This is a genomic window from Nocardia sp. TBRC8007, from assembly GCF_056629435.1.
The window spans coordinates 24,630-40,641 of the sequence record NZ_JBWSOR010000037.1 but is presented as its reverse complement, the minus strand read 5'-3'; the positions used below and the strand labels follow the sequence as shown (position 1 = coordinate 40,641).

Below are 16,012 nucleotides of genomic sequence, written 5' to 3'. Positions count from 1 at the left end.
TCGCGGCGAGAGGAATTCGATACGGTAACGCTTCGCGCTCGCGATCGTATTTCCTTCAAAGCCTTTCCGGCAGAGATCAGTAGACATGCCCCGTGAGATATTATCGAAGAAGTCCGTTTTGTACTTTCTTCACGGCGGTCCTCGACCGTGACTTGATTATGGGTGGGGAGTGGTTCGGGTACTCTGCCAGTCCAATTCAATGGCCGTGAAGCGGATACCTTTGGCTGCTGGCAATTTCGGGCTCGGTCGCGTATTCTTGCGCGAGAACTCCAGGTAAGCTTATTCCAGTACTGAAACGTAGGCGCGGACTCCGCCTGTGCCTCGGTTCGTATTCTCGCTTGTCGGAGCGTTTCTCGCTTGTCGGAGCGTCCTCAGTCCCGATAGTGAGCCCTTTTCCTCCTCGGTGAGAGGTGTTGGGCGATAACATGCTCGGTTCGGTGTGGTGTAAGCCCGACTCGGGCCGCCAAGCCCTGCTCGTGTTGGCCTACCTGTGCATCGGCGTCCAGGATCGGCGGTGCGGATCGCAGTGCCGCGCGTACCTCCATCAGCGCGAACCCGAGCAGGTTCAGTCCCTGCCACTGAGTCGGATCCTCGATACGAGGATCCTCGGCTGCCAGGCCGATGCCCTAGATCCGTTCCACCGGAATGGCTTCGACGAGTACTTGGTCATCGGTATGCAGAAGGAAGCGGAGAAGGACTTCGTACTGACCGAATTTCGCGATGTTTCCGGTGACTACGAACCCGTAGCGTTTTTTCTCCCAGAGCTTTTCGTCGAATCCGCTGATCCGGCGACCCAAGGACTTGGCTTCTCGGGGGTGTCCGGCCGTTGGGAAGGTCGAACCGTTTTCAGTGAACTCCGCGGGTCACCATTGGTTCAGGCAGCCGGCCCCGAGTCCGCCGACTTTGCGTGGCTGATGCCTCCAGAACGGGAGTTGTTTCACTTGTTCACCATGAGCCAGAGCGTCGGTCAACACGATGACATCAAGCGTTTGCGCCCGGCGAGTCTGCCTGACACCTGCCCAGGATCGCATCAGTTCTCCGCTGATGTGGTAGAGAGAAGTGACTGTAGAGTGGGATTCCTTGTAGGACAGCGGGTTCGATCATCTCCGAGATCTGCTGTCGGTATTCCGGGGAATCGATACGGCGCGCGCCGAGTACCGGTGCGCGGACTCGTGCGCATCCACATGTTTGCCATAGAGTGAGAAATACTGCCCCACGGGTGGCCTATTGAGCTCATAAACTATGCTTGACCTGTGCTCTATTCTGTCGAGCCAGTCTGATCGCTGATGGATAACTGATCTACCCAACTGCTTCCTTATCGACGCTGGGCTCCGCGATGCCGCGGTGTACGGCGAGATCGATGCACGAGAGGTGGTCGAAGCATGACCGATATGGAGACGGAGACATATGTTGCCCCGGCCGGCCCAATGGTCGCCGGATCCGGGTTCTCACCTGTGAGCACTCCATTGCGCCGAGCTGCCGGGCGGATGCGCTCGGCGCTTCCGTCCGGGTGGCGCATCGAGATCGTCGAAGCGCCGCCTGGGCAGAACGGCGACCGTGGGCCCATCCTCCGGGCGTTCAAGCAGACCGACTGATCATTCGCTCCAGCCGAGTGGCATGAGCAGGGATTTCTGCTCGCAGAACGAGTCGAGGCCCTCCGGGCCGTTCTCCCTGCCGAGTCCGGATGCCTTGTAGCCGCCGAAGGGTGAACTCGGGTCGAAGGCGTACCAATTGATCGCGTAGGTGCCGGTGCGTACCTGCGCCGCGATCTCGGCGCCGTGTTCGATGTCGGTGGTCCACACCGAGCCTGCGAGGCCGTAGACCGAGTCGTTGGCGATGGCCACGGCTTCGTCCTCGGTCTCATACGGGATGACCGATAACACCGGGCCGAAGATTTCCTCTTGCGCGATGGTGGATTTGTTGTCCACGTCGGCGAAGATGGTCGGCTCGATGTACCAGCCCCGGTCCAGGCCCGCCGGCCTGCCGCCGCCGAGCGCCAGCCGCGCTCCTTCGGCTTTGCCTTTGGCGATGTAGCTTTCGACCCGGTCGCGCTGGCGTTCGGAGATCAGCGGGCCCAGCTGCACCTCAGGATCGTTCGGATCGCCGACCTTCATTGTCTTCACGTGTTCGACCAGCGCGTCCAGGATTTCATCGTACTGGCCGCGCGGGGCGAGGATGCGGGTTTGCGCGGCGCAGCCCTGCCCGCTGTTCATCAGGCCGGAGAATGCGAGGGTCGGGATGCTTGCCGCGATATCCATGTCGGGCAAGAGGATTGCCGCTGACTTGCCGCCGAGTTCGAGTGAGACGCTCTTGAGCTGACCGGTGGCGATCGCGCCGATTTTCCGGCCGACCGCGGTGCTTCCGGTGAAAGTCAGCTTGTCCACCCCTGGGTGCGAAACAAGGTACTCAGCGGCATCCGGTTCGGCGGGTAGCACGGAGAGCACGCCTTCGGGCAGTCCGGCTTCGGTGAAGATGTCGGCGAGGATATTAGCCGTGATCGGAGTCAGCGGGGCGGGTTTCAGCACCACGGTGCAGCCGGCAAGCAGGGCGGGTGCGAGTTTGTTGGCCGCGAGGAACAGCGGGACGTTCCACGCGGTGATCGCCGCGACCACACCGCGTGGCTCGCGGGTGACCCGGCTGGTGCCGAATAGGCCGACGCGGGTCTCCTGCCATGGGAAGGATTCGGTGAGCCCCGCATAGGTGTCCAGCGCGGCGACGGCGGGGATCTGGTTCAGCGTCATCGCGGCCATCTGCGGAGCGCCGACCTCGGCGGTCAACGCGGCGAGTAGTTCGGGGGAACGCTGCTCGATCAGCCGAGCGGCGCGGGTGAGCACTTCGGCACGCTCCTGTGGCGGTGTGGCGGGCCACGGGCCGTGGTCGAAAGCATGTCTGGCCGCGGCTACCGCGGCATCGACGTCGGCCCTGCTCACTGCTGGGACGCTGCCCACCGGTTCGACTGTGGCCGGTGAGATGACCTGGACGCGCTCGGCGGTGGCTGGCGCGGTCCAGCGGCCGCCGATGAACAAGCTGTCATAGTGCATAGGAACACGTTACAGTTTTACGCTCGCCTTGTCTGCAACCTGTTTCAGTTTTACGGTGGAATGCTGCACTTGCTCAGTGTGAATTCCGACCTCTCGGTTCGCTTTTCGCAGAACGCACTATTGCGTTCTGTTGCTGGAAAGGGGATGCTGTATCGACATATCTGCTCGCTTCATTTCCGAACCGATTCCGCAAACTGGGGAGTCCGAGTCATGGCGGTGCAAGTGATCGACCGGTCGCTGATGACCAGTGACCAGACCGAGCATCAGGCGAAGTGCGTCGGCAGCGGCGGATGGGTGGTCTCTTTTCTACCCGGCCGTACTCTGACCATCGAGCAGGCGACTGCGGCTATCCAGGCCGCCGAGGCAGTCGCCGCGGTCAGGGCGCTGGCCGACCTGGTCGGCCTGACCACACTGGAGACCGTCGGGCTGGCTATACGGGAATCGCCGTGGAGCGAGCCCGCGCACGGGCCGTGCGGCAAGCGGAATCGGCGTCGCGGGTGGCTGGAGCACTGAAAGCGGCTAATTCTTGGTAGCCACGACGACCAGATTGCTTACGAGTAACTCCCGTACCAGCGGTACTCGCACCAGCCACCAGGCCCAGCGCGGATGGTAGCGCGGGAAGATCGTGTGTACCTCGGCTGGAGTGCCTGCCGCCCAGCGCACTCCGTCCGCGGCGCGCACCGCGAACAGCGACGTGCCGAACCTGTTCTTCGGTTCCCGGCCGTGCTTGCGGTGGAAGCGGCGCGCGGCGTATTCACCGCCGAAGTAGTGCCACGGTCCGGTCTCGTGCCCGCCGAACGGGCCGTGCCACACCGTATAGGAGAGCACGACCAACCCGCCCGGTCTGGTCACTCGCACCATCTCGTCGGCCATCGCCCACGGTTGCGCGACGTGCTCGGCGACGTTCGAGGAGAAGCAGATGTCGACCGCGTTGTCGCGAAACGGCAACGCCATTCCGGAGCCGCGTACCATGCCCGCCACCGACAGCCCCGCCGCGTGCATTTCCGAGGGGTCTGGCTCCACCGGGATGTAGCGCGCCCCGGTCCTACTGAACTCGTCCGCGAAGTAGCCTGGTCCGCCGCCGACATCGAGAACCGTCGCGCCGTCCAGTGACCGGTCGGTGAGCTCCGCGTAGAAGTCGGCGATCATCGCCGCGCTGTCGACGGCCAAGCCACCGTAGAACAGCGCGGGATCGGTCTGTTCGAACCGGAAGCTGCCGAGCAGCCGCAGTGATCGGCGCAGGGTCGCCCGACGGGCGAACTGCGTTGTGCTGCGGTATCTGAGCTTCGTTTCGACTTCGAGCACGGCGCCGAGTGTGGCACAACCCCGATGATCGGCATGTCGGGCGGGTACTCGGGTTAGGGTGTACCGCGTCATCCGACCGTCCCTACCGGGATACCTCACCGACCGAGAGAGCTCTACTGTGCGCGAAGTCCTCCTGCTGTGCTGGCGCGACACCGGGCATCCGCAGGGTGGTGGCAGCGAACGATATCTCGAGCAAGTGGGCACGCACCTCGCGGCCAGAGGGGTCAGGGTCACTCTGCGCACCGCGCGCTATCCGGGAGCGCCGCGGCGGGAGCGGCTCGGCGGCATCGACGTCAGCCGGGCGGGCGGACGCTATACCGTATATCCCCGCGCGCTCGTCGACCTGCTGCTCGGCAGGATCGGTTTCGGCTCTTTGCGGGACGTGCGCCCCGATGTGGTGATCGACACCCAGAACGGCATTCCATTCTTCGCCACAGTGGCCACCAGGGCTCCGTCGGTGCTGCTCGTGCATCACGGTCATCGTGAGCAGTGGCCGGTGGCTGGTCGGCTGATCGGCCGGATCGGCTGGTGGATCGAGTCCCAGTTGTCACCTCGCGTGCATCGGGACAACCAATATCTGACAGTTTCGCTGCCTTCGGCCGAGGAACTAGCGGCGCTCGGTGTGGACCGCGCGCGAGTCGCGGTGGTCCGTAATGGAGCCGAACCGGTTCCGGTCGGCGCGCCGACCGGAACCGCGGAAACACGTGCCGAGGCGCCCACGATCGCGGTGCTCTCCCGCCTCGTTCCGCACAAGCAGATCGAGGATGCGCTGATCGCCGTCGCCCGGCTGCGCGCCCGCATTCCACGGCTGCGACTCGACGTGATCGGTGACGGTTGGTGGGCGGACAATCTGAAGACCACTGCCTGCGAGCTCGATATTGCCGAAGCGGTTACTTTTCACGGTCACGTGGACGAACGCCGTAAACACGAATTGCTCGCCCGAGCGTGGGTGCATGTGCTTCCTTCCCGTAAGGAGGGATGGGGACTAGCGGTGATCGAAGCCGCCCAGCACGGGGTGCCGACCATCGGCTATCGGAGTTCGCGTGGGCTCACCGATTCCATCGTCGACGGCGTGACCGGCGTTCTGGTGGACGATGTCGCCCACCTGTCCGATGCCCTCGGAGATCTGCTGGACGATCCGGCCCGGCGTGGGGTCATGGGAGAGAAGGCCAGGACCCGCGCTCGTGAATTCTCCTGGGAGCAGACCGGAAACGGAGTCTACGAGGTGCTGGCCGCGATCGCGCGCGGCGAGTACCTGGAGGGCTTGATCGCACCGCGGCCGGTGGGTTGATCCATTTGCCTCGGGCTGATGGCGTGTATCAGGGCCGCCGTGTGCTCCGGCGACACCGAGTCGACCGTGCTGTGCTATCGGGACTGTATCACCGCGGAACTCTGGTGCGGGACAGTGCGCGTGTGCCGAGTATGACGAATGGGCCTGCGAGGACAGTGGCGCCCCAGAGGATATGGGCCGCGTAGACGATCGAACGTCGCGTTGTCGTCGACCCGCGCTGCGCGATATCGCCGGGCACGCGATACAACGCGAGGTCGGCGTCCCGGTAGGTGAGTTCGAGCTGGGTCAGGGTCTTCGCCGAGGCGCCGAGCGGGCCAGGGGTGGTTCGTTCGATCAGCACCCAGCCGACGCCGAGATCGGCCAGCTTTGTGGCAGGACCACCACGTAGCAGCAGATTCTCCACCTCACGGGCCCGAGTTCCCTCCCCGGCGACGGTATGCCCGCGCACCGGCAGTTCACCGGTCTGCAGCACATCATTGGGCAGCATGCGCGGCGCCGGGTCGAGCACTGGCGCTGGGCCGCTGAAGTAAAATTTGCGGAACATCCCGGCCGGCAATACGGCGATGTCGCCGGAGTCATCCACCTGGTCGGCGACTCGTTGCCACCCGTTCGGGTAGTGCACCGCGCGAAGGGTTCCGCCGACCCCCCACGCCAGGTCGTACAGCGGCAGCGCTAATAAAGCGATGAACAATGCCGCGACCGTGGACGTCACGGCCGGATGCACCGATACGGGATGACGGGTGGTCACACCGACGAGACGTCGGCCAGGTCCGGTGCATGCGGCCGCGGCGCACAGTGCGTAGGCGGGCATAGCCAAGGCCACGTACTTCTGTGTGTCGCGCAGCAGACCTGTACCTGGAACATGGGTGACCAGCCATTCCAGTGCGTGCATACCCCACGGCGTAGCGCCGAGCGCTGGGAGTAGGATCGCCGCCGCGGCGAGCAGGAGCACTACCCGGCGGACGTGTCGATTGTCCGGGGCTGCGCCGCCGGCCGCGACAATGGGTATCCCCAGCGCGACGATCACCAGCAGCACCAAGGTGCCGACCACGGCGAGCAGGGTCGTGCGTGAATCCGGTACAGCCGCCGCATTCCAGATCCCGCCGAGCCCAGCCAGGCTGCCTAGCGTGCCAAGGCCGGGTTCGGCACGCGCCGCGAAGGCCGCGATCCCCTCGGGATCGGAGGGCGCACCCGCCGCACCCGACAGCGCGGTCGCGGCCAGCCACGGCGCCGAAGTAGCGAACCAGAGAGCCACCGTCGCGGGTAGCTGTCGCAGACGGACCAGGGCGAGCGCAGTGCAGCCCGCGAGCAGCGCACCGGTAGGGGTGAGACCAGCCCCGGCCAGCGACGTCGCCAGCATGGCCCAGGCCGATGCCGCGCGAGCGCCTCCTGACGGTTCGGCCACGGCGGCTGAGCGGATTCGATAAGCGGCAAGTACCGTCCACGGCAATGCGGCATAGCCTGCCAGCAGGCTCCAGTGCCCTTGCAAAAGACGTTCGGCCACATACGGGTTCCACAGCGCGACCGTGGCGGCGACCAGTTGTGCCCCGACCGGCGCGCGCAGCAACTCGCGTGCGAGTACTGCCGCCCCGTATGCCGAGGCCCACAGTGCGATAATCAGGATCGCCTTGACCAGGAGCCCGCCGTCCACGATCGTCGACCCCAGCGCGAGCAAGGCATCCTGTGGCACTGCCCGTGGTGCCGCGTCGCTCAGCCCGAGTGCCGAGTCGGTCGGATAGTTGCGCGGTGTGCTCACCGCATCCCGCAGCAGCAGATATCCCGGCCGTAGCAGCGGTCCGGTCACGAGCAGCGCTCCGGCTGCGCAGGCGCCCGCGACTATCGATCGTTCCTTACTGCTCGCGTTCACGCCTGAGCACTGTACGTCTTGAACACCGTCGTAAGGGAGTCGAGCGGCATCCGGATAGCCGCCGCGGCTGGCGGATAGGTGCGGCGACTGTCGCGTTTCTATCGTTCCCGGCGCCGGGATAGACCAGGCTGCCCGCGTTTCCGGTGGTCGATGTCCGCTGGGGCGCAGCCGGGTGCGACGATGGGCGGCGTGCCTGCTGTCCGTCGATTGCTTGGAGTGGCGGACCTGACGTGGGTGACGGCAGGGGCCATGACCGCCAATGCGGCCGGGTATCTATTGCAGTTACTGGCCGGACGATGGCTGGGGGTCACCGGCTACAGCGAGTTCGCGAGCCTGCTCGCGGTACAGCTGCTCTGCGCGGTGCCTGCGCTGGCATTGCAGAATGTGGTGGCCAGAGAGTGGGTTCGTGGTGCGGGGGTGACGGCGCTGCGCGGGCTGCAGTGGCGGTGCGCGGTGATCGTCGTGGTGGTGGCGGCGGTATTGGTGCCGCTGGTGTCCGGCATGCTGGATGTCGGTGTGACCGCTACTGCGGCAGCATTGGGTGCGGCGCCTTTGCTGGTGCTGCTATCCGGTGAGCAGGGCATCCTCCAGGGTGGTAGACGATTCCGGGCACTTGGTGTGGCACTCGGTGCCGCGGGAACCCTGCGGGTGACCCCCGCACTGGGAGTCTTGGCCTTGGGAGGCGGCGCTACGCTCGCGCTGCTGGCCGCGGCCTGCGGAGTCGCGGCGGCGGCATTGCTGACCAGGATGATCGCCGGTTCGCCCGCGGCGCTGGGTCGCACCGAGCCTGCGCGGCAGGAGGTTCAGGTCGCCGGCGTGCTGCCGGTGCTGCGTGCCGCTCAAGTGCAGGCGGCGCTGATGGCGCTGTCGTCGGCGGATCTGATCGTGGTCCGGATCGTGCTGGAGGACGCGGACGCCAGCCGTTACGCGCTCGGCACCATCGCCACCAAGATCGCGTTCTGGCTGCCGCAGGCGGTTGGTGTGGTGCTGTACCCGAGGATGGCGCAGCTTACCCATTCGGCGGGTGTGATTCGAGCGGCGTTGGCGGTGCTCAGCGGGATCGGGCTGGTCGCGGTGCTCGGCGCGGCGGTCGCAGCGCCGCTGGCTGTGCTGTTCGCGGGTGCGGACTACGCCCCCATCGAGGGTTTGCTGTGGTTGTTCGCGCTGCACGGCGCGGTGCTCGCTGTGTTGCAGGGCGCGGTGCTCTCGGCCATCGCTGTCGACCGCACGTCGCTCGCGGTGGTCACCTGGCTGGGGCTGGCGATCGAAGTCGCGCTGATGGTGTTGGCGGCCCGATCGGTACCGGCCTTGATCACCACAGCGGTATCGGTCGCGGTCGGCACGACTGTTCTGGTCGCCGTCCTCGTATTGCGCGCGGCAGACCGCACGGCACGTCCTGCGCCGCTGCACTCGATCGGCTGATATCTATCCGGTATCTCGGGAAGCCGCCGCGCATACGGATCCGGCTCCCCCGCCGAATTAGCAGGGGAGCCGGAGGCAATGAGTTCAGTCGGCTCAGGGCTGTTTATTGAGGTTTATTGAGGTGGATCTGCTCGGTGGGCGCGTCGTCTTCGCCACGATCGACCGTGCCACGAGCTGGAGCGCCACTGGTCGGAGCTGATCCGCTCGGCCGTCGGCTCGGGCTGCCACCGAGCCGCGCCGGCGTCGGGGCTGGGCCATCGCCGCGCAGACCGAGGAATACCCCGCCGATCAGCGCGATCACGCCGAGGACACCGAGGACGATCGGCATGATCCGGCCGTACAGCGACAGCATATCGCTGTAGCTCTTGGCCCTTTCCACCTGCGATTCGATGGTGTTCTCGTCGAACACCAGGTGCGACTTCAGCGCGGTGACTTCCGGCTTGTCCGGGGTGCGTGCGAAGTACAAGTGCAACTGCTCAGAGCCCTTGACCACTGTGCCGGTCCGCGGCTCGACCCAGATATCGCGGGTATTGGTGTAGTACCTGGTCATGGTCACTGGAGTCTCGTCGCGCTGGTCGACATCCCACTTGGCGGCGGGCAGGGTTATCCGGTTTCGCGGTGACTGGATCACATCGTACAAGTTGGTGGGCGGTGCGGACATCTGGAAGTGATAGACCTTCAGGTTGTTGACCTCGGTCTCTTCGAGGAAGTTCGCGTCGAAGGTTTTGCGCGCGGTGAGATCGAAATATGGGTAGGACTTCTTCTCGGTGCCGATCGGGAACCGGTACTGCAGACCTCTGCGTTGAATCGGCTCGGCGACGGTCTGACCTTCTTTGTTCACGGAGGCCGCGATGGAACCGTTGGGGTTCTTGTCGACCGGCATGCCGGTCTTGCGGTCGATGGTCACGCGGTCGATGAGCGCGCTCAGCAAGCCGGTGTTCTCCGGTAGATCGTCTCGGCGCAGTGTCTGGCCTGCTTGCAACGTCACCTCCGTGGCGTTGGCTGGATCCTCTGAGGTGAGATAACGCTGCGAGACCAGCGGTACGTTGGAATCGATCTTGACCGGGCCTTCCTTCGCGATCAAGGACCTGCGATCGAGCAAGAGGCTCTCTTCGCCGGGTTGGTTGTGTGCGAGTGTGGTGATCTCCAGATCGAGAGGAGTTTTCGCCATCTTGTCAACGGTGTAAGTCGGGATCATCAGTGCGGCGGTGATCAGCAGCGCGCCGAGACCCACGAGTACACAGGCCACCATCCGTCTGGTACCGGCACTCAGTGCCATACAAACTCTCCTCGTCGTAGAACACGCGTCGTTCCGACGAGTACTGCGGGCGGGCCGCGGCACTCGTGAGCCCAGACACTAACAGCCCGAAGTCGTACCATGCGGCGTCGAGGCAAGAAATGATCGAGAAATCACCTGAATTCCACCGCGAAACTCGAAACGTCGGGCTACCGACCGTATAGGCACGGCAGACGTGTGGGCACGGCAGACTGGAGCGCGATGAACACGATTCCACTCACCGCCGCGCCCGGTGACGTGCGCTCGCGTGCTTTCCTACCCGCACTGGAAGGCATGCGTGGGATGGCCGCGCTCGGTGTGTTGTTGACCCACGTCGCCTTCCAGACCGGGGCGGTGAGCACGCCGGTTATCGGTAGGGTGTGGGGGCGGTTCGACATGACGGTCGCGGTGTTCTTCGCGTTGTCGGGATTTCTCCTCTGGCGTCCGCATGCGCTGGCCGCGCGCGGGCTCGGCAATGCCCCGGCGGTCGGCTATTACCTCCGACATCGCGCCGCGCGCATTCTGCCCGCGTATTGGGTGGTGGTGTGTGTGGTGCTGTTGTTGCTGCCCAGTGCCGCCAGGACGGCAGGGCCACAGGTGTGGTTGTCGAATCTGGCTCTGCTGCAAGTGTTTATTCCGTTGACCCTGACCGATGGGCTCACCCAGATGTGGAGCCTTTCGGTCGAAGTCGCTTTCTACCTGGTACTGCCGCTGCTGGCCTGGACGCTGGTTCGGTTGCGCGGTCCCGCGGCCCGGATGCGGGTGCCGGTGCTGCTGGCCGCGGCTGTGCTCGCGCTCGGCTGGAATCTTCTTCCGGTGCCGACGCCGGAGGGCATCCACGCGGACAATTGGCTGCCTGGCTATCTGCCGTGGTTCTTGTCCGGCATGCTCCTCGCCGAGCTCGCTGATCATGGCTGTCGGCTATCAAAATGGTGGAAAGTCGTGGCGAATCAGCGGGCGATGTGGACCGTGGCGCTGACTGCCTTCGCGCTGTCGGCAACCGATCTGGCGGGACCTGCGGGGCTGACTCGGGCCGAGCCCTGGCAGTACGTGCTCAAGGTAGGGCTGGGCGCGATCATCGGGTTCGCACTGCTCGCGCCGCTGGTGCTGTGTGATCCGGTCACGCGCGCGCACCGCTGGCTGGAATCGCCGGTGGCCGCGATGCTCGGACGCTGGTCCTATGGAATCTTCATCTGGCATCTCGCGGTGCTGTCGATCGTATTCCCCGTGTTCGGGATCGTGCCCTTCCACGGCGACTTCAGCTATGTCCTCGTGCTGACGATCGCCATCACTCTTCCGGTCGCGGCGGCCAGTTACGCGCTGGTCGAGGTTCCGGTGCGGCGCTGGGCCCGCGCGCGGGACCAGGTGAAATCCTCCCGCCGCGGCAACGCGGCGATTCCCACCGCGACGATCGCGACCAGCGCGGGCAGTTGTACCAGCAGCGATCCGCCCAGGTAGCCCTCGGGTGAGCGCCAGGGACCGGTGGACAAGACGGCCGCCGACAGGGTCATGCCAGCACCGGCTACTACGACGAGGGCACGCGGGGCGAGGCGTGGCGTGAAATAGAGTACGACCAACCCGGTCACCGTTATGATCGCACCTACAGCGCCCGCGATCAGCGTGGTCGCGCCGATCAGCCCGGCGACACCCAGCCGCCGCCCCCAGGTGCCAGGAACCGATCCGTTGGGCGAATCCGGTGTCACGTGACCGGGCTCGCCCACAGCGGCCGGACGGCCTGCCCTTGGCGCGCGCCGATAAACCGCGAGAGCGGTGAGGGGGATGAGTAGCAGCAATCCGCCGAAGATGCCGAGGCGGTACCAGCGGTCGACCGGAAACGAGATCGTAACCGGACCGGTGGTGTCAGCCGGCAGCAACCACGCCTGTTGCCAGCCATCGACCACCACCGGTTGGAGTGTGCGCCCATCCGCGGCCGTGGCACGCCAACCGACATTGGTGCTCAGCGGCACAGCGAGCAGGCGATCGCCGGTGTCCGGTCGGTGCGGTACCAGGGCTTCTCCCGTGGTGCGGTGCAAGCGCAACCGGTCTACGAAGAACAGCTTGGTCGGCTCGACCGTCACATCGTCGCGACCGGGTCGGAGTGTGAACTCGTTCGGCGCCCCGGCCGCGGCGCTGGTGCATACCCGAGCGGAAACCGGTGCGCCGGAGCGCAGTTCTTCGACGGTAGCGGTGACGGTGGTGTGCAGGATCCGGCCTCCTGCCTCGATCGTCGGTCCCAATGCGCACGGCACCGTGATCTCGCGGTCGGTGAGTGCGGTTTCGGGGTAATCCGGTCCGAGTACCTTCACTTCCGCCAGGCCGGGCGGCTGGGTCTGTACGAAGCCGAGCGCGGTCTTGTCCAATACCGTCCGCCAGGTCCGGATGCTGAGTTCGATTCGATTGGTGACAGTGGGATACAGGGAGATTCGCGTTCGGCTGCCCGGTGGGTTGTCGCCGAGCTCGCGTACCTGCGGGCCCGCACCGAGGTTTACTGTCACCGAAGAAGGCGCTGCGGGCAGGTCGCCGCGCGATGACGTGAGTTCTAGGCCGGTCACCAAGACCGGCTTGGGCAGTTCGATCGTGAGTGTCGGCCTGCCGCCGGTCGGATTGTGCACAGAGTCCTGCGGGGCTGTCCAGCTCGTGCGGGGATCGCCATCGGTTGCGGCGAAAGCGCTTCCACGCAGGTCGGTGACATCGCTCTTGCCCAGAGCCGCTGGACGGTTGGGGTCGGTGAGCAGTGCCTGCAACGCCTGGCCCGGCTCAGCGCGGACGGTGAGCTCCGGAGCGACCGATATCGGTTCCGTGGTCGTGAGTGTGCGTTGGAAAGTTCCCGGTTCCTCTGGCGCCAGCCGGAGTCCCTTGCTGCACCGGACCCGATCGGGGGCATCGAAGCAGGCATTGCGGCCAGGGAATTCTTGGCCGAGGTCCCATGCGCGCACCTGCGCGCCCGGCGGGGGTGGTGGCAACACGGTTCGATGCCGGATGTCGACGCGAACCGGAGCGCTACGCTCGGAGTAGTCGTCCAGGGTGAGTTCACTGATACCGAATTGCCCTCCAGAGGTACCGTTCGCGGTCCGGATAGCGGTGATGGTCAGCCAGTCGGTTGTGCCGGGGGGCAGCGAAACCGAGACCGGTGTGCCTGGCTTGCCGATCTTGGCCGAAGTGGTGCCGTTCGCGGTGCGCACCTCGATCATTTCGACCGGGTCGCCGATCGCGGCCGAACTGGTGGTCAGGCTCAGCTGCCCGGCCTTGATCGGATGATCCAGATCGAGTCGAAGCCACTGCCCCAGTGCGGTTTCGGTGCCATTGCTGAGCCAAGCGGTGGTCGGATCGCCGTCGACAGCGGCGGCAGTCGAATTGCCCGGTGCCGAGCCACCGAGCTGCGTGGCGTCCGCGGCCGAACTGGAGGCGGTGATCGTCGCACCCGACCACTCGCCGCGCACCAGCTCGGCGCCAGGCACCGGATAGTCGGGTACTCGGTTGTAGGTGCGGCGCGCGTCGCTGGGAGCCCGCAGTGCCGAATTGTGATTGTCGACCCGGCCGAAATCGGTTTCGCGATCCATTGGCGTATCGGTGACGATCACCGGGCCGATGGGCAGCCCGGCGCGTATCGCGTCGGCGGCGAGCACAGTAGGCGTCGCTGCCGCGCCCGTATTCCGGCGTAACCGCTCCAGCACCTCAGGGCCGCCCTGCACTACTGGGACGTCTGCTAGCGGAACGGTATACGCGCCGGGGAATGTGGCCGGGGCGCCGATGCCGCTGCGTACCTCGGTGGGTTTTCCTGGTCCTGGCACGTCCACCCGATAGATCTCGATCGCGGGATAGGCCGGGCGGAGATCGCTGTCGGCCACCAGACCTTCGGCGAGCACCGCCGGGGCGATCGGACCGCCGAACTCGGCGACCTTGGTCAGACCTGGTGAGCCGTCGAGCGCTTGGTGGGCCAACATCGGCCGCGTCGATCGGGAGGTTTCCGGATCGAGGTCGTTGCGCAGCACCACCACACCGATGCCCTGTGCGGCGAGTGTCGCGGCCAGTCCGGTCGATGGCCTGCCATCAGCGATCAGTCGCTGAATCGAATCCATCGCGCGGATGGTGCCTGGTGGATTCAGTGGCACGGCGTCGCGGACCGCCCACGGGGTGTCGGCCAGCGCTTGCAGCGGTTCGTCGCGAGTCAGTCCCCAGACTTGGCTGCCGAACGGGGCGCCGGGCACCACAAGGGCACGGGTGTCGGAGGCGTTGTCACGTAGCCAGTTCGCGGTCTGCTGCCAGTAGGAGGGCACTTGATCGTAGGCGCCGCGCGGCGCCAGCTTGCCGGTCCAGGCCAATGCGGTGGACAGGGTGAGTGCGGTGAGGATCAGCATGGCGAGCGCGACCAGGCGGTTGCGCTCTGGATGGGCGAATGCACGGCGCCATACCGGCATCGGTACCGAGCCGGGCAGTGGAACCCGTGCCAGTAGCTGGGCCAGCCCGAGCACGAGGGGGATGCGGATCAGCGGCTCCAGCTTGTGCACATTGCGCAGCGGGGCGCCACCGGAATCCAGGAACAGGCGCACGGATTCGGCGAACGGCCCGCCCAGCTCGCCTGTGAACCCGGCGCAGATGCCGACGAGCCCGACACACAGAATCAGTGTGAGTCTGCCGCGATACGGCATGGACCGCAGCGCCAGGCCCGCCAGGCCCGCTGCCGCGACCAGCCCGGTCGCGAGTACCGCCGCGGGTTGGGCCACCAGTACCGCGCCCGCTATGCGTTCCGGTGAGATGAATGGCGTCCAGCTGCTGGTGCCGCGCAGTACCTCGCCGAGTGCAGTCCATCGGGTGGTTACGCCCGCGGACTCGATGTAGTCCAGGAATGGCGGGCTCACTGTGCCGAGCAGCAACAGTGGTACCACCCACCAGATCGTGGCGAGTCCGAGCAGCGGAATCCACGCCATGGTGAAGCGCCACCAGCGCCGGTTCGGTCGGTAGGACGCCCACCACAACAGTGCGGGCAGGAAGGCCGCCACTGTCGCTACCGCATTGACCGCGCCCATCAGGGCCAGCGCCAGCGCACTGCCCGCAGGTGTGGCGGCTCTGCCGCGGTGCGGCTGACCATGCCGGGCGACGCCGAGTGCGGCAGGCGCGAGCAGCACCCATGGGGCCAGCATCATCGGCAGCGTTTCCGAAGAGATCGACCCGAGCGTGGTCAGCACCCGCGGCGACAGCGTGAACGCGATCGCGGCGATGACGCGCGACCCGCGAGTGCCGATACCGAGGGTTTCGCAGAGCCGGACAATTCCCCAGAATCCGGCCAGTAGTAGCAGTGCCCACCAGATGCGCTGGGTCATCCAAGCAGGCACACCGAGCGCGTGCCCAGCCGCGAAGAACGCGCCGTGCGGGAAGAAATACCCGTAGGCCTGGTTCTGTACCTGGCCCATCGGCGCCTGGCTACTCCACAAGTGACTCGCACGGGCCAGAAAGCCGAACGGGTTCTGCGTCAGGTCGTATTTCGTATCGGCGACCGTGAGTCCGGGCGCCTGCGCGAAAGTCAGCAGAAATGCCGCGACGACGGTGGCCGCGAACCACCGTCGACCTAGCGGCGCGGTGCCGCGCTGCCCCAGCGCCGCGGAAGATCCGAGCGAATCGGCAGGGGAAAGAACCTCAGCGGGACCCGTACTCAACGTTGTTCAGCAGCGCGGAGTCCTGTTTGCCGCTGTGATCGATATCCGGTCGCGTGTTCTGCTGAAGCGACATGGTGATGACGAGGACGCCGATCACGCCGAGTACGGCGCCGCCGACCGCGCTCGCAACACCAGGGACAGCAAACTTCATCGCGG

The 16,012-nt window shown here is 65.8% G+C and carries 11 protein-coding genes and 1 pseudogene; 6 read left to right on the top strand and 6 right to left on the bottom strand.

Annotated features, from left to right (window positions below):
* The first annotated feature begins 425 nt into the window (after positions 1-425).
* Both ACX4ZE_RS20120 and ACX4ZE_RS20115 read left to right on the top strand, forming a co-directional pair.
* A complete protein-coding gene (locus tag ACX4ZE_RS20120) occupies positions 426-1,202 on the top strand; it encodes a hypothetical protein (RefSeq protein ID WP_480275019.1) in 777 nt (258 codons plus the stop codon).
* Positions 1,203-1,382: 180 nt separating this feature from the next.
* Positions 1,383-1,595, top strand: a complete 213-nt coding sequence (locus tag ACX4ZE_RS20115) for a hypothetical protein (protein ID WP_480275018.1) — start codon at positions 1,383-1,385, stop codon at positions 1,593-1,595.
* Here ACX4ZE_RS20115 and ACX4ZE_RS20110 read toward each other — a convergent pair whose 3' ends face one another.
* On the bottom strand, positions 1,596-3,041 hold the full coding sequence (locus ACX4ZE_RS20110; RefSeq protein ID WP_480275017.1) for an aldehyde dehydrogenase: 1,446 nt from the start codon (positions 3,039-3,041) through the stop codon (positions 1,596-1,598).
* A gap of 210 nt (positions 3,042-3,251) precedes the next feature.
* On the opposite strand from ACX4ZE_RS20110, the gene ACX4ZE_RS20105 reads away from it, so the two are divergent.
* The gene (locus tag ACX4ZE_RS20105) at positions 3,252-3,554 is read left to right on the top strand and encodes a hypothetical protein (RefSeq protein ID WP_480275016.1); all 303 of its coding nucleotides are present in this window, start codon (positions 3,252-3,254) and stop codon (positions 3,552-3,554) included.
* A 6-nt stretch (positions 3,555-3,560) separates the two neighbouring features.
* Here the strand turns inward: ACX4ZE_RS20105 and ACX4ZE_RS20100 are convergent, their stop codons facing one another.
* Positions 3,561-4,346 (bottom strand): class I SAM-dependent methyltransferase, encoded by a 786-nt coding sequence (locus ACX4ZE_RS20100; protein ID WP_480275015.1) that lies wholly within the window; start codon positions 4,344-4,346, stop codon positions 3,561-3,563.
* Between the two features lie 118 nt (positions 4,347-4,464).
* On the opposite strand from ACX4ZE_RS20100, the gene ACX4ZE_RS20095 reads away from it, so the two are divergent.
* Positions 4,465-5,637, top strand: coding sequence for a glycosyltransferase family 4 protein (locus ACX4ZE_RS20095; protein WP_480275014.1), 1,173 nt, complete (start codon positions 4,465-4,467; stop codon positions 5,635-5,637).
* A gap of 88 nt (positions 5,638-5,725) precedes the next feature.
* Here the strand turns inward: ACX4ZE_RS20095 and ACX4ZE_RS20090 are convergent, their stop codons facing one another.
* On the bottom strand, positions 5,726-7,504 hold the full coding sequence (locus ACX4ZE_RS20090; protein WP_480275013.1) for an MmpA family trehalose lipid delivery protein: 1,779 nt from the start codon (positions 7,502-7,504) through the stop codon (positions 5,726-5,728).
* A gap of 180 nt (positions 7,505-7,684) precedes the next feature.
* Between ACX4ZE_RS20090 and ACX4ZE_RS20085 the strand changes: the two genes are divergently transcribed.
* Positions 7,685-8,926, top strand: a complete 1,242-nt coding sequence (locus ACX4ZE_RS20085; RefSeq protein WP_480275020.1) for a polysaccharide biosynthesis protein — start codon at positions 7,685-7,687, stop codon at positions 8,924-8,926.
* Between the two features lie 103 nt (positions 8,927-9,029).
* Here ACX4ZE_RS20085 and pgfA read toward each other — a convergent pair whose 3' ends face one another.
* On the bottom strand, positions 9,030-10,205 hold the full coding sequence (pgfA, locus tag ACX4ZE_RS20080) for a cell envelope lipid trafficking protein PgfA (protein WP_480275012.1): 1,176 nt from the start codon (positions 10,203-10,205) through the stop codon (positions 9,030-9,032).
* A 219-nt stretch (positions 10,206-10,424) separates the two neighbouring features.
* On the opposite strand from pgfA, the gene ACX4ZE_RS20075 reads away from it, so the two are divergent.
* A complete protein-coding gene (locus ACX4ZE_RS20075; RefSeq protein WP_480275011.1) occupies positions 10,425-11,660 on the top strand; it encodes an acyltransferase family protein in 1,236 nt (411 codons plus the stop codon).
* 830 nt (positions 11,661-12,490) lie between these two features.
* Here ACX4ZE_RS20075 and ACX4ZE_RS20070 read toward each other — a convergent pair.
* Positions 12,491-15,856: pseudogene (locus ACX4ZE_RS20070) on the bottom strand (alpha-(1->3)-arabinofuranosyltransferase); the annotation flags it as partial.
* A complete protein-coding gene (locus ACX4ZE_RS20065; RefSeq protein WP_480275010.1) occupies positions 15,837-16,007 on the bottom strand; it encodes a DUF2613 domain-containing protein in 171 nt (56 codons plus the stop codon). The pseudogene ACX4ZE_RS20070 and the gene ACX4ZE_RS20065, both read right to left, overlap by 20 nt.
* Between the last annotated feature and the right edge of the window lie 5 nt (positions 16,008-16,012).

Coding starts and splice junctions, on each gene's coding strand:
- ACX4ZE_RS20120 (WP_480275019.1), top strand. CDS start 426: ATGCTCGGTTCGGTGTGGTGTAAGCCCGACTCGGGCCGCCAAGCCCTG.
- ACX4ZE_RS20115 (WP_480275018.1), top strand. CDS start 1,383: ATGACCGATATGGAGACGGAGACATATGTTGCCCCGGCCGGCCCAATG.
- ACX4ZE_RS20110 (WP_480275017.1), bottom strand. CDS start 3,041: ATGCACTATGACAGCTTGTTCATCGGCGGCCGCTGGACCGCGCCAGCC.
- ACX4ZE_RS20105 (WP_480275016.1), top strand. CDS start 3,252: ATGGCGGTGCAAGTGATCGACCGGTCGCTGATGACCAGTGACCAGACC.
- ACX4ZE_RS20085 (WP_480275020.1), top strand. CDS start 7,685: ATGGGCGGCGTGCCTGCTGTCCGTCGATTGCTTGGAGTGGCGGACCTG.
- pgfA (WP_480275012.1), bottom strand. CDS start 10,205: ATGGCACTGAGTGCCGGTACCAGACGGATGGTGGCCTGTGTACTCGTG.
- ACX4ZE_RS20075 (WP_480275011.1), top strand. CDS start 10,425: ATGAACACGATTCCACTCACCGCCGCGCCCGGTGACGTGCGCTCGCGT.
- ACX4ZE_RS20065 (WP_480275010.1), bottom strand. CDS start 16,007: ATGAAGTTTGCTGTCCCTGGTGTTGCGAGCGCGGTCGGCGGCGCCGTA.